The sequence below is a fragment of the Bradyrhizobium sp. CIR48 genome, from assembly GCF_014198315.1.
GTDB lineage: Bacteria > Pseudomonadota > Alphaproteobacteria > Rhizobiales > Xanthobacteraceae > Bradyrhizobium.
Genome location: NZ_JACIHG010000012.1, coordinates 140,569 through 159,134 on the forward strand (window position 1 = coordinate 140,569; position 18,566 = coordinate 159,134).

Here is an 18,566-nt window from a genome sequence, read left to right on the forward strand (position 1 = left end):
TGTCCTCTATTGGCGGTGATGCTCGAAGCTGGTGCATAGCAGATCGACCTCCGCCTCCGCGATCGGCGAGCGAAACAGGCGGCAGCTGAACTCGGCCGCTGCCTTGCTGTCGGTGGTGGTGCGCTCCTCGCGGAGGAAGATGCATCGCTTGCAGACGTCGGTGTGGTGCCGCTGCTCGGCCGCGTCCGACTGATCCAGCACGTGCCGGAACGTGTCGCGGAAACGGATCTTGACCTCGTCGTCGAGGACGGCAATCGCATCGATCAGAACGCTGACGGGGTCGCGCACCAGGAACTTCTTGCCCTGCTGCGTCACGCTCAGCATCACCGAGCGCTTGTCGGTGGCCGAGCGTTTTCGCTCGATGTAACCCAGCCGCTCGAGCTCCCCGATGATGAACGAGGCAGTGCCGCGCGTGGTGCCGACGTAACTTGCGAGCGCCGAAGGCGTCCGGGAAAAACGGTTGGCGCGGGAGAGGAAGCGCAGCGCCATCCACTCGCGGTCGCGCAGGCCGTGCTTGGTGCCTTCGAACCACAGGATTCGTGCGACTTGCTCCAACAGTTCAATCGATTCGCGAGCCAAATTCATTTCAATTCCAGATCGGATAAAGCTTTATTCAATTGAGCCTTGGGGTGCGCAATCTGTGTGGACGAGAATGAAGTCCTCGCGTGACCCTTCGTCCGTTGCCGGACGGCGGACCGCGCGTGGGGAAGAAGCTCTCTCTGCAGAGATGGAACTTCCGGCCGTGGAACTAGGGCGTCACAAAGAAAGTTCGAGTAAATCGCACGGCTCAAGTCCGCTGAAAATTTCAATCAAATGACGACGGCTCGCACGTGATTGACGGTGATGTGCCGATGCGCGAGCAACATGATGTGTCATTATTGCCGCTGCGGTGTCCATTTGTTGCGAGTGAGCGCGTCGAATGCGCGCACATGCGCATCAGCCGCAGCAATTGGCGGTGCGGGCAGCCGTGAGAGAACCGTCTTTTTCGGTTAATGGATGTTGCGATGCAGTGCAGCTAGACGGTTAAGTCCGGCGCACGAGCGATGGGAATGTCAGAGTGTCGTTTGGACTCGCCCCATTCAACGTCGTGCAGCATTGGCAGCCACGGTCGCCTGGCACGGTCTGGCCTGAAAGCGCGCGTGCTCGCAGGCTGGTGATTTGCATCTCGCCGGCAACTATTGGCGAATGCGTCGCCCCCGGGGCATCAGTACAGGCAGCAAGGGATAGACCGATGAGCTTCGAAACCACCATGACATCCGACGTCGTCGGGTTGACGAAAGCCGCCCCGGTTTCGCGCCGCGGATTCATGAGCGCCACCGCGGCCGTCGCCGCCGGCTACACGCTTGCGGCCGGGCCCGTGCGCGCCGAGGCGATCACGACCGACGCCAATGGTCTTCAGGTCGGTGACGCCAGGATCAAGGTCGGCTCCGAAGAGATGCCCGTCTATTTCGCCCGTCCTGCCGGCAATACCAAGGCGCCGGTGATCATCGTGGCGATGGAGATCTTCGGCCTGCACGAATACATCAAGGACGTGACGCGGCGCCTCGCCAAGCTTGGTGCGTTCGCAATCGCGCCTGACTATTACTTCCGCAAAGGCATCGATCTGACCAAGGTCGCCGAGGTCAAGGATCTGTTGCCGGTGGTCAATGCCAAGCCGGACGCGGAGCTCATGTCCGATCTCGACGCGACGGTGGCATGGGCAGGATCGCAGGGCGGTGACACGGTCAAGCTCGGCATCATCGGCTTCTGCCGGGGCGGTCGCACGGTCTGGGAATATGCCGCCCACAGCGGCGCGCTCAAGGCCGGCGTCGCCTTCTATGGCACCTTGGTCGACCCCGAAAATCCGCTGTTGCCGAAGAGCCCGATGCAGCTCGCCCCCGAGATGAAGGCGCCGGTGCTCGGCCTTTATGGTGGCGCCGATACCGGCATTCCCGTCGCCCAGGTCGAGCAGATGAAGGCCGCGCTCGAGCAGAGCAAAAAGACGGCCGAGTTCAAGATCTACCCCGAAGCGCCGCACGGCTTCCATGCCGACTACCGCGGCAGCTATCGCAAGGACGCCGCGGAAGATGCCTGGAAGCAGGCGCAGGCCTGGTTCAAGAAGTACGGCGTGTTGAGCTGAGCGCTGGGTCAAAACAAAAGGGCGGCCCGATCGGCCGCCCTTTTTCGTTCAGTGCGTGCCGATCTCACTTCACCATCGCACCATAGACGATGTCCTGAACCTGCTCGCGATAATACTTCCTGAGCTCGCCGGGCGCAGCCGTTCCCACCACGACGACGAGACGCTCCTTCGGGTCGCAGAAGAACTGCGTTCCGTAGGCGCCGTTCCAGGTGAACTCGCCGGGATTGCCGGGGACCGAAGACAGTCCTTCGCTGGTGCGAACCGCGACCGAAAGGCCGAAGCCGAAGCCGCCGCGATGCGGCTCGACATTGGCCACGTTGTTCTTGATCTCGGGGCCAAGATGGTTGGTCGTCATGTGATGCACGGTCTTCGGACCGAGGATCCGCTGGCCATCGAGCTCGCCGCCGTTGAGCAGCATCTGCCCGAAGCGGGCGTAGTCGCCGACCGTCGCAAACGAGCAGGCGCCGCCGCAGTCGAACTTGGTCGGGGCGTCGAGCAGCTTGATCGCCTGCGGCTTGCCCGTCAGCGGATCGTTGGCAAACGGGCGGGCGAGGCGAGGGCGCTGCGCGTCGGTCGGATGAAAGGTCGCGTCCTTCATGCCGAGCGGCTGCCAGACATTGGCGGCGAGATACTCGCCGAGCTTCTGCTCGCTCACCTTCTCGACGACGGCGCCGAGCACGTCGATCGAAAAACCGTATTCGAACTCGGTCGAGGGCTGATGCGCCAGCGGCAGCTTGGTGATGCGGTCGATGAAGGCCTGCGTGTCGCCATCGATCGCCGGCGCGATGCCGTCGGGATATTGCCGCGCCACCGGGCTCGAACTGTCGGGACGGCCGCCATACATCAATCCGGACGTATGCCGGTAGAGATCGTGGATGAAGATCGGCGAAGCCTGCGGCTCGAGCTTGAGCGAAGCGTCCGCCTGGCTCACGCCGACCTTCATGTCGGCAAAGCCGGGATAGTAATCGGACAGCTTGGCCTGGAGGGGCAGCCGACCCTGCTCCATCAGCGTCAGGCCCGCGACCGCGGCCATCGGCTTGGTCATCGAGGCCAGCGCGAAGATCGCATCGATCGGCATCGGTGTGCCCTTGTCCGGATCGAGCATGCCGTAAGCCTTGTAGTGCACGAGCTTGCCGTCGCGCGCGATGGCGACCACCGCGCCGGGGACGCGCTTGGCGGCGATCTCGCGGGCGAAGAAATTGTCGAGGCGCGCAAGGCCCTGACTGGAGAAGCCGACATCGTCGGGTTTGGCTTCGGGCAGCGGCGCGGCGATGGCCGTGCCGAATGTGATGACGGCAGCCGCCGCCGCGATCATGGCGATCGTCTTGTTCATTATGTCCTCCCGCACGAGCTCGTTGTGTGAGCGGCTCGTTGCACGCCTAGATCACGACTGCACCGGCGCGAAGTCAAGCGCGGGCAAAGCATGTCTGGGACGCGCCGGGACGCCGGAACCCTATCGTGCTTCGCCTGCGTGCCACAGCGCATCGAGGCCGTGCCGATAGGTCGGGTGGACAAGCGTGACGCCGAGCTCGCGCTTTAGTCTCGCATTGGAGACGCGGGCGCTGCTGGCATAGAAGCTGCGCGCCATCGCCGACATCTCGGCGGTGGCAAACGCCTCTTCCGGCGGCGGCGCAACGCCCATCAGTTTCGCCGCATAGGCGATCACGTTCTGCGGCGGTGCCGGCTCGTCGTCGCAGACGTTCCAGGTCCCGCCGGCCTTGTGCTGAATCGCGGCCATGATCGCGCTCGCGATGTCGTCGACGTGGATGCGGTTGAAGACCTGGCCGGGCTTGATGATGCGACGCGCCGTTCCCGCTCGCAATGTCGCCAACGCGTTGCGGCCGGGGCCGTAGATGCCCGCAAGCCGCAGGATCGCGGCATCGCCGTGCGCAATGTCCATCCAGGCCTGCTCGGCCGCTACCCGCATGCGGGCGCGGTCAAGCGTTGCCTGCGGCGGGGTACTCTCGTCGACCCAGCCGCCGCCGTGATCGCCGTAGACGCCGATGGTGGAGAGATAGACGATCTTGCGGCGGCCCGCCGCCAACACGTCGCCGAACGCCGTGATGGCGGGATCGCCGCCGCTACCGGGCGGGATCGACACCACAAGGACGTCGGCATCGCGGACCTGCTCGATCGTCTCGCGTGCGAGGGGCTCGCCGGAGAAGGCGTGGACCTCGATGTCGGCAAGGCCGTTCCGCTGCGCGGGATCGCGCACGGTGCCGGCGATATGCGAGAAGCTGCCGCCATGTTTGCGGGCGAAATGCCGGGCACTGTAGCCGAGGCCAAGGATGAAGAGCCGCATGCGTCTCCCGTGCAGGTCGAAAGTTCCCGTCCGCGCCGTCGCGCGTCGTTTGCTCATAAGAGATTTTTGGGTCCGGCAAAAGATATTGCGATTTGTCTCGCCTTCTGGCTCGGGCGATGTTCGCCTGTCACAGGGAGGCATCGATCATGCAGGCAGAGGCGCTCGCTTTCGCCCCGGCGGATGCGCTGATCCGGCGCGCGGCCGCGCTGATCTTCGACGTCGACGGCACCCTGGCCGAGACCGAGGATCTGCATCGGCAGGCCTTCAACCATGCCTTCGCGCGCCACGGTCTCGACTGGCAGTGGCACCGCGCTCTCTACAAGGACCTGCTGCGGGTGACCGGCGGCAAGGAGCGCATGCGCGCTTACCACGGAAGGCTGCGGAACGTCCCGCCGTTGTCGGACGAGGACATCGCCGCGCTTCACCACATCAAGACCGCGCATTACGCCGAGTTGGTCGAGACCGGTTGCTGTCCCTTAAGGCCGGGCGTGACGGAGCTGCTCGCTGCGGCGAAGGCGCGCGGCCAGCGGCTGGCGATTGCGACCACGACCTCGCACGGCAACATCGATGCGCTGCTGTCGCAGGCGCTGGGGGCGAACTGGGCTGCCGAGTTCGACGCCATCGTCGCCGGTGACGATGTCAGGCACAAGAAGCCGGCACCGGACGTCTATCTGGAAACGCTGGCGCGGCTGCAGCTCGGCGCGGCCGAATGCGTGGCAATAGAGGATTCCGCCAACGGGCTGATGGCGGCCTCACGCGCCGGCATTCCGGTTCTGATCACGCGGAGCATGTTCTTTGCGGATGATGATTTTTCCGCGGCGCGGGCCGTGCTGGATGACCTGTCGGAACTCGGGGCCGCCAAACCAGAAACTGAAAAACAACCCCATGCACAGTAAATCACGCCCCCGTGTTCGCCACCTTCAGTGGACCCGGTGGCTCGCTCTATCATCTTCAGCCTGCTCGACAATCTGCGCGATCGGGCTCGACTGATGGTGCACCAGGCGCCACTCGTCCCCGACGCGGCGAAAATGGTTCGCGGCGGCCAGGGCGGTGCCGTCGACGATCTCGATGCAGAGCACGCGGGCGCTGTCGCCGTCGACGATGACCTGCGGCTCGGCGCAGACGATCTGCGGCCGCTCCGGGCTTTGCAGGATGTCGCGCCAGCTTCCGATCACCGTCGCGCGCCCGATGATGGCCGGCCAACCGGGATGGATGCAGGAGATCCCGTCGTCGTCCGCCCACATCCGTTCCATGCCGTCGAAGTCGCCGCTCGAAAACGCGGCGTAAAAGGCCGCGTTGGCGGCGATGATCTTGCTGTCCTTTGCCATCGCTCTCGGGTGGGGCAAGGTCAGGCAAAAATCAAGCGCGACTTCCGTTCGACCTTGTGTCCGATTTAGACCGCAGTGCAGCATTGCCCGCTCAGTGGTCAGGCCGAGACGAGCGTCTCCACGGCCCGCCGCGCACCTTCCTTGTAAAGACGGCCGAGCGCCGTGGTCACGGCCTCGCGCAGGCGCGGATCAGTGCCCAGCGGCCCGAACACCTTCTGAACCCCGAGCAGCGCAGGTGCGAGCCGCTCGGCAACAGGCCCCGCCTCGCGCGCCAGCGCGGCGAATTCGGCGGCAAGGGGATCGCGCACGTCGATGGCGCGACCCTGCTCGTCGAGGCCGCTGACATAGCGCATCCAGCCGGCCACCGCGAGCGCATGCGTTGCGATCGGCAGGAGCCTCGCGAGGCGATCCTGCATCGCGCCGAGCAGCCGCTGCGGCAGCTTTTGCGAGCCGTCCATCGCGATCTGCCAGGTGCGGTGATGCAGCGCCGGATTGGCAAAGCGCTTCAGCAGCGAGGCGCGATAGGCGGCAAGGTCAGTGCCCGCAGGCATCGTCAGTGTCACCGCGGCCTCCTCCATCACCTGTGCGGCGAGCTGCGCAAAATGCCGATCCTGCATGGTGTCGGCGATGGTCTCATAGCCTGCGAGATAGCCGAGATAAGCCAGCGCCGAATGGCTGGCGTTGAGCAACCGCAGCTTCATCAGCTCGAACGGCTTGACGTCGGCGACGAGCTCGACGCCCGCTGCAGCAAGATCGGGCCGGCCCGCGGTGAAACGATCCTCGACCACCCATTGCGTGAACGGCTCGGTCATCACAGGCCAGGCATCGCGCATGCCGAGTGCGTTCGCGACCGCATCGCGGTCGGCATCATTCGTCTCCGGAACGATACGGTCGACCATGGTCGAGGGGAAAGCGGCATTGTCCACGATCCACTTGCCGAGTTCCCTGGAGCGGAGCGCGGCGAACTGCGTCACGATCCGCTGCACGGTGTGGCCGTTGGCGGCGAGATTGTCGCAGCACAGCACGGTGAACGGCGGGGCCCCCAGCGCGCGCCGCCGCGCCAGCGCAGCGACGATGAAGCCGGGCGCCGAGCGCGGCGCGTCGAAATTGTTGAGATCATGCATGATGTCAGGATGCCGTTCGTCGAGATCGCCGGTCTGCGGCGTGTGGCAATAGCCCTTTTCGGTGACCGTCAGCGAGACGATGCGAATGGCGGGATCGACCATCCGCTCGACCAACGCTGCCGGGCTTTCGCGTGCGACGACGCTGTCGAGTAGCGCACCGATGACGCGGTGCTCGGTGCCTTCGGCGGCGCGCACGGCAACGGTGTAGAGATGATCCTGCGGGGCGAGGGCGTCGCGCGTATCCGGGCTGCGCAGGCTGGCGCCGACGATGCCCCAGGACGCGGCTCCTGCGGCAAGACAATCGTCGATGACGACGGCCTGATGCGCGCGATGAAACGCGCCGAGGCCGAGATGCACGATGCCGGGCGTGATGCGCGACCTGTCGTAGGCCGGGCGGCGAACGCCAGCTGCCAGCCGGTCGAGATTGGCGCGGCCAAGGCGCATTGAACCTGGGCGCATGGACGTCTCCCCTTTGCTTTGCCGCTGCTTGACATGGCGCCCGTATCAGGTCAATGCTCCGGTCAATTGGTAAGACCAATTTTCCAAAATTGGCGGGCCGCGGGCATTTCGAGTGCCCCGCGCGACCCTTTCGGGAGGACCAGCGTGCCGCTGGAAGCTGTGGAGGCGAGACGGCTTTATCGCCAGGTCGCCGATCAATTGCGAAGCCTGATCGACAGCGGCGAGTACGCGGTCGGCAGCCGCTTGCCGACCGAGCGCGAGCTCGCCGAGCAGCTTAGGGTGTCCCGGCCGACCGTGCGCGAAGCCTTGATTGCGCTCGAGGTCGAGGGCCGCCTGCGCATCCGCGTCGGCTCCGGCATCTATGTGATCGAGCCCGCCGCAATCGCCGCGCCCGCGGCCGCGTCCGTCATCGAGGGGCCGTTCGAGCTGCTGCGCGCCCGCGAATTCCTCGAAAGCGCCATCGCCGAACAGGCCGCGCGCGTCGCGACCAGGGACGACATCGCCCGCATCGACGCCTCGCTCATCGCGATGGAGAACGTCGAGCATCCCGGCGAGGCCTCGATGGTGCATGACCGCGCGTTTCACGTCGCGATCGCCGGCAGCCTCGGCAATGCCGTTCTGGTGCGCGTGGTCGGCGAGCTGTTCGACCAGCGCCTCAATCCCTATTTCGCGCAGCTCGCGCATTATTTCGAAAGCCCGGGCACCTGGCGTACCGCGCTCGACGAGCATCGCGCCGTGCGCGAGGCGATCGCGGCGCATGATCCGCAAGCCGCGCGCGATGCGATGCGCGCGCATCTGGCGCGGTCGCAGGAGCGCTTCGCGCAGAATTTCGGCGCCGAGAAAGCGGCGGGATCATCTTCGGGGCGGAGCCGCACCGTCCGATCCCCGGCGAAGCCGGCGGTGCCAAAGCGACCACCGAAGAAGCGGGCCAAGAGCGGCAGCGCGCGGCAGCGATGAGATTGTACGGCCCGCATCCGTGCCGGGGCGGGCGAACAAGAAGCAGACTTGAACGATGGAGGAAAAGTCGATGTTGAAGAAAATGACGATTGCAGCAGTGATGTCCGCCGCCACGCTATTGGCTGCCACCCAGGCCAGTGTGGCGCAGACCAAGCTCAAATGGGCCCATGTCTACGAGACCTCGGAGCCGTTCCACACTGCCTCGGTCTGGGCCGCGCAGGAGATCGGCAAGCGCACCAACGGGCGCTATGCGATCGACGTCTATCCGGCCTCTCAGCTCGGCAAGGAAGCCGACATCAACCAGGGCCTCTCGCTCGGCTCGGTCGACATCATCATCTCCGGCTCGAGCTTCGCGGCCAAGAGCTTCCCGCCGATCGGCGTGACCTATTATCCCTACACCTTCCGCGACGCCGATCATCTGCTCGCCTACACCAAGAGCGACATCTTCAAGGAGCTCGCCAAGGGCTATGAGGACAAGAGCGGCCACCACATCGTCGCGGTGACCTATTACGGCGTGCGCCAGACCTCGTCGAACAAGCCGATCAAGACCTGCGCCGACATGAAGGGCCTGAAGATGCGCGTGCCGGACGTGCCGGCCTATCTCGCGATGCCGCGCGCCTGCGGCGCCAACACTGCGCCGATCGCCTTCGCCGAAGTCTACCTCGCGCTCCAGAACGGCACCGTCGAGGCGCAGGAAAACCCGCTGACCACGATCGAGGCCAAGAAGTTCTACGAGGTACAGAAGCACATCGTGCTGACCGGCCACATCGTCGATCACCTCAACACGGTGGTTGCGGGCGCGCTGTGGAAGAAGCTCTCCGACGAGGACAAGAAGATCTTCACCGACGTCGCCCAGGAAGCCGCCGCCAAGGCGACCGCGGAGATCAAGCAGAACGAGGCCAAGTTGGTCGCCTTCTTCAAGGAGAAGGGCCTGAGCGTGACCGAGGTCGACAAGAACGAGTTCCGCGACACCGTGCTGAAGAACGTCGCGTTCGAGACCTTCGGCTATCGCAAGGCCGACTGGGAAAAGATCCAGGCGGTGAAGTGACGACGTAGTCGTCATCCCGGGGCGGTCCGTAGGACCGAACTACGGTGCGCAATTGCGCACCTGAGAATCTCGAGGTTCCGGGTTCGACGCGGACGCGTCGCCCCGGAACGACGATTTGGAGAGAGGTAACCCATGTCCACCGCCGAAATACACCGGCAGATCACCGCGGACGAGATCGCCCATACCTTCGAGGAGGAGGCGACGCCGAAGGTCGACCTCGGCATCTACGCGTTCGAGGACTGGGTGGCGCTCGCGATCTTCTGGGTGATGGCGCTCGCCGTCTTCCTCCAGTTCTTCACCCGCTACGTGCTCAACGACAGCTACGCCTGGACCGAGGAGATCGCGACCTATTGCCTGATCGGCGTCGTCTTCATCGGCGCCTCGATGTGCGTGCGGCTGTCTCGGCACATCCAGGTCGATCTCGTCTACCGCTATCTGCCACATCTCGTGGCGCGCGCTCTGTCGACGTTGATCGACCTGATCCGGATCGCCTTCTTCGGCTACGCCACCAAGCTGGTCTGGACTTACATCCAGATCATCGGCGACGAGCAGATGACGACGATCAATTTTCCCAAGAACTACGTCTATTACGCCGTGCTGCTCGGCTTCGTACTGATGTTCCTGCGCTCGGTGCAGGCGGCGCTGCAACACTGGCGGCAAGGCTACTCGGTCCTCGAACGACCCGGCGCCTACGACGGATCGGAGATTTGACATCATGCTGCTGCTGCTCGGAGGCTTTCTCATCCTGATGCTGCTCGGCGTTCCCGTGGCGATCGCCATGGCCGCGTCGTCGCTGCTCTACATCCTGGTCAGCGGCGTGACGCCCGACGTCACGCTGGCTCAGCGCATGATCGCCGGCGTCGAGAGCTTTCCGCTGCTCGCGGTGCCGTTCTTCATCCTGGCCGGCAACCTCATGAACATCGCCGGCGTCACCGGCCGCATCTACAAATTCGCCGTCGCCCTGGTCGGCTGGATGCGCGGCGGCCTCGGCCACGTCAACATCATCGGCTCGGTGATCTTCTCCGGCATGTCCGGGACCGCGATCGCGGACGCCGCCGGTCTCGGCACCATCGAGATCAAGGCGATGAAGGATCACGGCTATTCCACCGAGTTCTCGGTCGGCGTCACCGCGGCCTCGGCGACGCTCGGCCCGATCATCCCGCCGTCGCTGCCCTTCGTGATCTACGGCATGATGGCCAACGTCTCGATCGGCGCGCTGTTCTTGGGCGGCGTCATCCCGGGCGTCGTGCTGACGCTGTTCATGATGGCGACGGTCACCTATTTCGCGCACAAGAACAAATGGGGCAGCGACACGCCGTTCTCCTGGCCGCAGCTCGGCTCGGCCGGCCTCGAAATCCTCATCGTGCTGTCTTTCCCGATGGCGATCTGGCTGATGGTGCTGGCCGGCCTCTCGGTCAACGTCGCCGTGGTGATCGGCCTCGGCACGTTGCTGGCAATCGACTGGTACTTCGACTTCTCGGCGGTGATGGCGCTGATGGCGCCGGTGATCCTGATCGGCGGCATGACGCTCGGCTGGTTCACGCCGACGGAGGCCGCGGTCGCGGCCGTAATCTGGTCGCTGTTCCTCGGCCTCGTCCGCTACCGCACCATGACGCTGCAGACGGTGGCGAAGGCGACGTTCGACACCATCGAGACCACGGCCTCGGTGCTGTTCATCGTCACGGCAGCCTCGATCTTCGCCTGGCTGCTGACGGTGTCGCAGGCGGCGCAGACGCTGTCGGACTGGATGCTCAGCGTCACCCACAACAAATGGGTGTTTTTGGCGCTCGCCAACGTCTTGATCCTCTTCGTCGGCTGCTTCATCGACACCACGGCGGCGATCACCATCCTGGTGCCGATCCTGCTGCCGATCGTGCTCAAGCTCGGCATCGACCCGATCCATTTCGGCCTGATCATGACGCTGAACCTGATGATCGGCCTGCTGCATCCGCCGCTCGGCATGGTGCTGTTCGTGCTCGCCCGCGTCGCCAAGCTCTCGGTCGAGCGCACCACGGTCGCGATCCTGCCCTGGCTGGTGCCGCTGATGCTCGCGCTGATCGCGATCACCTACATTCCCGAACTGACCCTCTGGCTGCCAAAATACATGGGACTCTCCAAATGACCTCCGTTGCTCTCGCCGCTACCCTGTTCGGTCCCGAAGATCTGCGCATGGTCGAGCATCCGCTCGACAAGCTCGCAGACGGCATGGTGCGCATTCGCTTCGGCGCCGGCGGCATCTGCGGTTCGGACATGCACTATTTCCGCCATGCCCGGACCGGCGATTTCGTGGTGAAGTCGCCGCTGGTGCTCGGCCACGAGATCTCGGGTGAGGTCGTGGAGATATCCGGCGCGGCTGCGAACCTGAAGGTCGGCGACCGCGTCGCCGTCAATCCCTCGCGCTGGTGCGGCCATTGCGTCGCCTGCCGCGAGGGCCGGCCGAACCTGTGTGAGAACATCTACTTCATGGGCTCGGCCTCGAAGACGCCGCACATGCAGGGCGGCTTTGCCAATTACTTCGATGCGGTTCCCGCGCAGTGCGTGAAGATTCCCGATCACGTCTCCTACCAGGCTGCGGCGCTGGCCGAGCCGCTTTCGGTCTGCCTGCACGCGGTCGCGCGTGCCGGCAATATCGAGGGCAAGCGCGGCATCATCTTTGGTGCCGGCCCGATCGGGCTTCTGACCATGCTCGCCGCCCACCGCGCCGGCATGGCCGATATCACGGTGGCCGACATCGCGCCGGCCCCGCTGGCCTTCGCGACCAAGCTCGGTGCTTCGCATGTCGAGAACGTGTCGGCCGGGGAAGAGGGCCTGAAGGCGCAGGCCGCGTCGCGTCCCTACGACGTCGCGTTCGAGGTCTCGGGAACGGCCGCGGGCCTTGCGAGCGCCATCGGCATCGTCAGGCGCGGCGGCATCGTGGTGCAGATCGGCAATCTGCCGGGCGGCCAGATTCCGACGCCGTCGAATGCGGTGATGGCGAAGGAGATCGACCTGCGCGGCTCGTTCCGCTTCGGCTTCGAATTCTCAACCGCGGTGGAACTGATCTCCAATGGCAGCGTCGACGTGCTGTCGCTGGTCACCGCCGAGCGTCCGCTGTCGACCGCGCCGGATGCGCTCAGGCTGGCGCTCGACCGCTCGCAGAGCGTCAAGGTCGTGCTGACCGCGAATTGACTCTTGTTTTGACGCGTTTTCTTCACGCGAACCGATACCCACTTCGCTCGAAAACGCTTTAGGAGATTGCGCATGATGCTCGAAGGCTGGCGCTGGTACGGGCCCGACGATCCTGTCTCGCTCGACGATGTCAGGCAGGCCGGGGCGAGCGATATCGTCTCGGCGCTGCATCAGGTGCCGATTGGCGAAGCCTGGACGCGCAAGGCGGTGGAGGAGCGCAAGAACTTCATCGAGCGCGGCCAGCCCGGCCGCTCGCAGCTGACCTGGTCGGTGGTGGAATCGATTCCGATCCCAGACGACGTCAAGCGGCTCGGCGGCAAGGCGAACAAGTCGATCGAGGCCTGGATCGCGAGCCTCGAAGCCGTCGCGGCTTCCGGCATCAAGATCATCTGCTACAATTTCATGCCGGTGGTCGATTGGTGCCGCACCGATCTGGAATGGGAGCTGCCGAACGGCGCCCGCGCCATGCGCTTCGACCAGGACCGCTTTGCCGCCTTCGAGCTGCATATCCTCAAGCGCCCTGCGGCCGTGCAGGACTATTCGCCCGAGCAGCAGGCGCGTGCGAAAGCGCTGTTCGAGCAGATGAGCCAGGCCGATATCGACTATCTCGTCATGGTGATCGCCAGCGCGCTGCCCGGCTCGACCACCGAGCCGATGACCATCCCGCAATTCCGCGATCGGCTGGAGACCTATCGCGACATCACGCCAAAGATCCTGCGGCAGCATCTCGCCGAATTCCTCGGGCGCGTGACGCCGGTGGCCGAGCAGCTCGGGGTGTCCTTGACCCTGCACCCGGACGACCCGCCGCGGCCGCTGTTCGGCCTGCCGCGTATTGCCTCGAGCGCCGACGACTACCAGGCGCTGTTCGACGCCGTGCCGTCCAGGGCCAACGGCATCTGCCTGTGCACGGGCTCGCTCGGCGTGCGCGCCGAAAACAATCTGCCTGAAATGGCCGAACGCTTCGGCCCGCGTATTGCGTTCGCCCATCTCCGCGCCACCAAGCGCGAGGCCGACGGGCTGTCGTTCTACGAGTCCGATCATCTCGACGGTGACGTCGACATGGTCGCGGTGCTCAAGGCGCTGCTCAAGGAGAACGCCAAGCGTTCGCCCGACAAGCAGATCGTGTTCCGTCCCGACCATGGTCACCGCATGCTCGACGATCTCGCGGCGACCAAGCGCACCAATCCCGGCTACACCGCGATCGGCCGCCTGCGCGGTCTCGCCGAGCTTCGCGGCGCGATTCGCGCGATCGAGCATCGGTGATAGAGGCGGGGCTCGGCGACGGCCGACATCGCATCACCCGATGGCGAAATCCGCCGCCGTCTCGGCGTGAATGGCCGTCGTGTCGAACGTCTCCACTGATGTGTCGTCAGGGCCGACCAGCATCGTGATCTCGGTGCAGCCGAGGATGATGCACTCGGCGCCGGCGGCGACCAGTGCTGCCATCACCTCCTGATAGCGGCGGCGCGAGGGATCGGCGACGATGCCGAGGCACAGCTCCTCGTAAATGATGCGGTTCACGTCGGCGCGGGCCTCAGTGGGAGGAACCAGCACGTCGAGATCATGCGCGCGCAGCCGGTCGATGTAGAAGTCCTCCTCCATCGTGAACTTGGTGCCAAGCAGCCCGACCCGCCGATATCCTTTCGCCCGGATCCGCTTGGCCGTCGCGTCGCCAAGATGGATGAACGGAACGGTCACGCTGGAGATGATGTCGGGCGCCAGCTTGTGCATCGTGTTCGTGCACAGCACGATCGCCCGCGCGCCGGCGCCCTCAAGGCGCCGCGCGACCTCCGCCAGGCTGGCCGCCGCCTCGCTCCAGCGACCCGCGTATTGCATCTGCTTGATCTCCTCGAAATCGTAGGAATACAGCAACAGCGGAGCTGAATGCAGCTTGCCGATGCGGTCGCGGACCCGCTCATTGATGAGCTTGTAGTAGAGCGCCGTGCTCTCCCAGCTCATGCCCCCGATCAGGCCGATGGTTTGCATTCCGGTGTCCTCGACGATTTGGTTTCGTCCGGATCGTAAACGAAGACGTCGAAGCGCGGTAGCCATCGCTTGATTGCGGCTTGATGCACCGTCAGGCCTAATTATTTCAGCGCTCGTAGCCCGGATGGAGCGTTAGCGTAATCCGGGGCCTTCGCCCGGCATCTCACACCGTCCCGGATTACGCTGGCGCTCCATCCGGGCTACGCCATCGTCCTGTGTCGCCCTCTGTCAATCCAGAAGTGCAAAAATATTCCACTTTACCGAAATTCGGTTTCGGCGTATGTGTCGGCCATCCTGATCCGGCGAAAGGGGCGGTCGTACGTCGTCACGAGCCGCGGATCGGGGAGCGGTGGACGCGGCAGCGTCGTGCACGAGAGGCGGGAGCAGGGCGGGAGAACCCCGTGAGGTCCCGGCGGCGTGCGGACGAACGGCGCTTGAAGCGTACGGCCAAATCGCGTGGTCCTGGCTGTCGTTGCTACAGCCAAGCCTTGCGGAGGTGCGCCGAGCCCGACCGGGCGAAGCGCGCCGCCAATCCGCGGGGTGACGGAGGCAAGCAGGAACTCGTCTCCGGGGAGAGCGCGCCATAGGCCGTCAAACATCGCGCAGGGAAGGCCGGATGATCGGCTGCCCTGTGTCTCCCTCGTGCATTGCGTGTGCAATGTCTTCGCACGGGGGTCTTGCGGGTGCCAGCCGGCACCCGGCCTTCCCTGCGCCCTTTTTCTTCGGAGAGGGCGTGAAGCGGAGCGCAAAACTCGGGCGGAAGCGCCGCGAGAAGGTGGAGGCATGTCTGCGAGTCACAACCGATATCGTAGGGTGGGCAAAGCGCAGCGTGCCCACGCTCTTGTTGCTTATGGAGGGAGATCGTGGGCACGGCGCAAGTCCGCCTTTGCCCACCCTACGGCACTGGATTGCTTCGTCGCACCAGCGCAAAATTGCTACGCAATTTTGTCGCGGGCTCCTCGCAATGACGTGCCAACCGCAATCCCTGCACCAAGCCCGACGAACAGGCGTCGTGCAAACGGCACCGACGGGCATGACGTCTGCGCAGGCTGCGAGAAGCCTTTCGATCTTGCGCGCCCTCTCGGCCTGTCCTACGCAGTCTCCGAATAATAGCGCATCGCAAGAGCCTTGAGGGAGCCGTCATGACCATCCGCAACACCCGCACCGGGGGCCAGATCCTGATCGATCAGCTCGTGGCCCAGGGCGTCGAGCGCGTCACCTGCGTGCCGGGCGAGAGCTATCTGGCCGCGCTCGATGCGCTGCATGACAGCCCGATCGACGTCATGATCTGCCGTGCCGAAGGCGGCGCGGCGATGATGGCGGAGGCCTATGGCAAGCTCACGGGCCGGCCCGGCATCTGCTTCGTCACCCGCGGCCCCGGCGCCACCAATGCCAGCCACGGCGTCCACATTGCGATGCAGGATTCGACGCCGATGATCCTGTTCGTCGGCCAGGTCGACACCGGCATGCGCGAGCGCGAGGCGTTCCAGGAGCTGGACTACAAGGCGGTGTTCGGCACCATGGCGAAGTGGGCGGTCGAGATCGATCGTCCCGATCGCATTCCGGAGCTGGTGGCGCGCGCCTTCCGCGTCGCCATGCAGGGCCGCCCCGGTCCCGTCGTGATCTCGCTACCGGAGAACATGCTGACCGAGACCGCCGCCGTTGCCGATGCCATGCGCATCGAGCCTGCCGTGAGCTGGCCCGGGCCAGCGGATATCGAGAAGCTCGGCGCGATGCTCGCGAGCGCCAAGGCGCCGCTCGTCATCCTCGGCGGCTCACGCTGGACGGATGAGGCGACCAGGAGCATCGCCCGCTTTGCCGAGCGCTTCGACCTCCCTGTCGCGACCTCGTTCCGCCGGGCCTCGCTGATCGATGCCGACCATTCGCATTATGCCGGCGATCTCGGCATCGGACCGAGTCCGGGGCTGAAGGCGCGCATCGACAACGCCGATGTCGTGCTCCTCGTCGGCGGCCGCATGTCGGAGATGCCGTCCTCGTCCTACACGCTGCTCGATATTCCGACCCCGCAGCAGAAGCTGATCCATGTGCATCCGGGCTCCGAAGAGCTCGGCCGCGTCTATCAGCCGGCGCTCGCGATCCAGGCGACGCCCGCCGCGTTCGCCGCCGCCGTCGAGACGCTGAAGCCTTCAGGCGCGGTGGCCTGGAAGGGCGAGGCCGCCAAGGCGCATGCCGATTATCTCGCCTGGACCGAGAAGGCACGCGAGCTGCCGGGCACGTTCCAGTACGGCCAGGTCATGACCTGGCTGCGCGACCGGCTGCCGAAGGACGCCATCGTCTGCAACGGTGCCGGCAATTATGCCGGCTGGATCCATCGCCATCATCGCTTCCACAGCTTTGCCGCGCAGCTGGCGCCGACCTCGGGCTCGATGGGCTACGGCGTGCCGGCCGCGGTTCTCGCCAAGCGGCAATATCCGGATCGCACCGTCGTCGCCTTTGCCGGTGACGGCTGCTTCCTGATGAACGGTCAGGAATTCGCGACCGCCGTGCAGTATGACGCGCCGCTGGTCGTGATCGTCGTCGACAATTCGCAATACGGCACGATCCGCATGCATCAGGAACGTGACTATCCCGGCCGCGTGGTCGGCACCCAGCTCAAGAATCCGGATTTCGCGATGTATGCGAAGGCGTTTGGCGGCCATGGCGAGCGCGTCGAGCGCACCGAAGAGTTCGCGCCCGCGTTCGAGCGTGCGCTGGCCTCGGGCAAGCCGTCGATCCTCCACTGCATCATCGACCCGCGCGCGATCTCGGTCGGCAAGGACTTTGCGCCCGCGGTGAAGGCGTAAGCGATGACGACCGGTCGCCACGTTGCGATCATCGGAGCCGGCGCGGTCGGTGTCATCAGCGCCATCGAGGCGCTGCGCGAGGGCCATCGCGTCACGCTGATCGATCCGGGCGAGCCAGGCGGCGAACAGGCGGCGAGCTATGGCAATGCCGGCTGGCTGTCGTCGCATTCGGTGATCCCGCCGGCGGAGCCGGGCATCTGGAAAAAGGTGCCGGGCTATCTGATGGACCCGCTCGGGCCGCTCGCGATCCGCTGGTCGTATTTGCCGAACGCGCTGCCCTGGCTGATCAAATATCTGCTCTCGGGCTGGACCGAGGCGCGGGTCGAGACAACGGCCTTTGCGCTGCGCGACCTGTTGAAGGACGCGCCCCTGCTGCACCGGAAGCTGGCGGAGGAGGCCGGCGTGCCCGAGCTGATCGAGCGCAATGGCGTGATGCATGTGTTTCCGTCGCGCGGCAATTTCGACAATGATCTCGGCTGGCGCCTGCGCAAGAAGGTCGGCGTCGAATGGATGGAGCTCAACGCCGACGAGATGCGCCAGCGCGAGCCCGATCTGCATCCGCGCTACACCTTTGGCGTGGTGGTGGAGGAGGCCGGACGCTGCCGCGATCCCGGCGCTTATGTTGCGGCGCTTGCCAACCACGCGCTGGCGAGCGGCGCCAAGCATGTGCGCGCCAAGGCGACTGGCTTGAGGCTGAACGGCGACAAGCTCGTCGCTGTCCTCACCGAGACCGGCGAGATCGCCTGCGATGCTGCCGTCGTTGCGGCCGGAGCCCGATCAAAACAGCTCACCGCATCGATCGGCGATCCCTTGCCGCTCGAGACCGAACGCGGCTACCATGTCATGATAGAGAACCCGGAGTCAGGTCCGCGCAGCTCGATGATGGCATCCGACGCCAAGATGGTGGTGAACTGGACCGACAAGGGCCTGCGCGCCGCCGGCACGGTCGAGATCGCCGGCCTTCAGGCCGCGCCGAACTGGAAGCGCGCCGAAATCCTGCTCAACCACCTTGTCAGCATGTTTCCAAAACTGCCGAAAGACATTCCGGCCTCGCGCATCAAAACTTGGTTCGGCCATCGGCCGAGCATGCCGGATGGACGTCCCTGCATCGGCTATGCGCGCGCCTCGCGTGACATCGTCTATGCCTTCGGCCACGGCCACGTCGGGCTGGTCGGCTCGGCCCGTACCGGACGGCTCGTCGCGCAGTTGCTCAGCGGCAAGCCGCCCGAGATTCCGCTGGCGCCGTTTGCGCCCGAACGTTTCCTCTGAGG

At 65.2% G+C, this 18,566-nt stretch carries 16 protein-coding genes; 10 read left to right on the forward strand and 6 right to left on the reverse strand.

The window, feature by feature from the left end; translation table 11 throughout:
• Positions 1-6: 6 nt before the first annotated feature.
• Complete coding sequence (locus tag GGD66_RS32220) at positions 7-585, reverse strand: MarR family winged helix-turn-helix transcriptional regulator (protein ID WP_018318472.1); 579 nt, start codon at positions 583-585, stop codon at positions 7-9.
• Between the two features lie 646 nt (positions 586-1,231).
• Between GGD66_RS32220 and GGD66_RS32225 the strand changes: the two genes are divergently transcribed.
• Positions 1,232-2,119: a dienelactone hydrolase family protein gene (locus GGD66_RS32225; RefSeq protein ID WP_183260469.1), complete on the forward strand. Its 888-nt coding sequence runs from the start codon at positions 1,232-1,234 to the stop codon at positions 2,117-2,119.
• A gap of 64 nt (positions 2,120-2,183) precedes the next feature.
• On the opposite strand, the gene GGD66_RS32230 is transcribed toward GGD66_RS32225, so the two are convergent.
• Positions 2,184-3,452, reverse strand: coding sequence for a serine hydrolase (locus GGD66_RS32230; protein ID WP_183260471.1), 1,269 nt, complete (start codon positions 3,450-3,452; stop codon positions 2,184-2,186).
• 120 nt (positions 3,453-3,572) lie between these two features.
• A complete protein-coding gene (locus tag GGD66_RS32235; RefSeq protein ID WP_183260473.1) occupies positions 3,573-4,421 on the reverse strand; it encodes an SDR family oxidoreductase in 849 nt (282 codons plus the stop codon).
• A 146-nt stretch (positions 4,422-4,567) separates the two neighbouring features.
• On the opposite strand from GGD66_RS32235, the gene GGD66_RS32240 reads away from it, so the two are divergent.
• Positions 4,568-5,317: an HAD family hydrolase gene (locus GGD66_RS32240; RefSeq protein ID WP_183260475.1), complete on the forward strand. Its 750-nt coding sequence runs from the start codon at positions 4,568-4,570 to the stop codon at positions 5,315-5,317.
• A 24-nt stretch (positions 5,318-5,341) separates the two neighbouring features.
• Here the strand turns inward: GGD66_RS32240 and GGD66_RS32245 are convergent, their stop codons facing one another.
• Both GGD66_RS32245 and GGD66_RS32250 read right to left on the reverse strand, forming a co-directional pair.
• Positions 5,342-5,749 (reverse strand): nuclear transport factor 2 family protein, encoded by a 408-nt coding sequence (locus GGD66_RS32245; protein ID WP_183260675.1) that lies wholly within the window; start codon positions 5,747-5,749, stop codon positions 5,342-5,344.
• A 98-nt stretch (positions 5,750-5,847) separates the two neighbouring features.
• Positions 5,848-7,332, reverse strand: a complete 1,485-nt coding sequence (locus GGD66_RS32250; RefSeq protein ID WP_183260477.1) for a mannitol dehydrogenase family protein — start codon at positions 7,330-7,332, stop codon at positions 5,848-5,850.
• Positions 7,333-7,476: 144 nt separating this feature from the next.
• Between GGD66_RS32250 and GGD66_RS32255 the strand changes: the two genes are divergently transcribed.
• The 6 genes from GGD66_RS32255 to uxuA all read left to right on the forward strand — a co-directional run bounded on the left by GGD66_RS32255 (position 7,477) and on the right by uxuA (position 13,768).
• Positions 7,477-8,289, forward strand: coding sequence for a FadR/GntR family transcriptional regulator (locus GGD66_RS32255; protein WP_092253733.1), 813 nt, complete (start codon positions 7,477-7,479; stop codon positions 8,287-8,289).
• An 82-nt stretch (positions 8,290-8,371) separates the two neighbouring features.
• Positions 8,372-9,337: a sialic acid TRAP transporter substrate-binding protein SiaP gene (locus GGD66_RS32260; RefSeq protein ID WP_409362392.1), complete on the forward strand. Its 966-nt coding sequence runs from the start codon at positions 8,372-8,374 to the stop codon at positions 9,335-9,337.
• Positions 9,338-9,469: 132 nt separating this feature from the next.
• Entirely contained in the window at positions 9,470-10,048 is a 579-nt protein-coding gene (locus GGD66_RS32265) for a TRAP transporter small permease (protein WP_092253731.1), read from the forward strand.
• Between the two features lie 4 nt (positions 10,049-10,052).
• Positions 10,053-11,459: a TRAP transporter large permease gene (locus tag GGD66_RS32270; RefSeq protein WP_018318480.1), complete on the forward strand. Its 1,407-nt coding sequence runs from the start codon at positions 10,053-10,055 to the stop codon at positions 11,457-11,459.
• Complete coding sequence (locus GGD66_RS32275; protein WP_183260479.1) at positions 11,456-12,505, forward strand: L-idonate 5-dehydrogenase; 1,050 nt, start codon at positions 11,456-11,458, stop codon at positions 12,503-12,505. The genes GGD66_RS32270 and GGD66_RS32275 overlap by 4 nt, the downstream gene beginning before the upstream one ends.
• Before the next feature lie 72 nt (positions 12,506-12,577).
• Positions 12,578-13,768: a mannonate dehydratase gene (uxuA, locus tag GGD66_RS32280; protein WP_183260482.1), complete on the forward strand. Its 1,191-nt coding sequence runs from the start codon at positions 12,578-12,580 to the stop codon at positions 13,766-13,768.
• A 33-nt stretch (positions 13,769-13,801) separates the two neighbouring features.
• Here the strand turns inward: uxuA and GGD66_RS32285 are convergent, their stop codons facing one another.
• A complete protein-coding gene (locus tag GGD66_RS32285; RefSeq protein ID WP_183260484.1) occupies positions 13,802-14,491 on the reverse strand; it encodes an aspartate/glutamate racemase family protein in 690 nt (229 codons plus the stop codon).
• 1,142 nt (positions 14,492-15,633) lie between these two features.
• Between GGD66_RS32285 and GGD66_RS32290 the strand changes: the two genes are divergently transcribed.
• Entirely contained in the window at positions 15,634-17,295 is a 1,662-nt protein-coding gene (locus GGD66_RS32290) for a thiamine pyrophosphate-binding protein (protein WP_183260486.1), read from the forward strand.
• A 3-nt stretch (positions 17,296-17,298) separates the two neighbouring features.
• Entirely contained in the window at positions 17,299-18,564 is a 1,266-nt protein-coding gene (locus tag GGD66_RS32295) for an FAD-binding oxidoreductase (protein WP_183260488.1), read from the forward strand.
• The last annotated feature ends 2 nt before the right edge of the window (positions 18,565-18,566 follow it).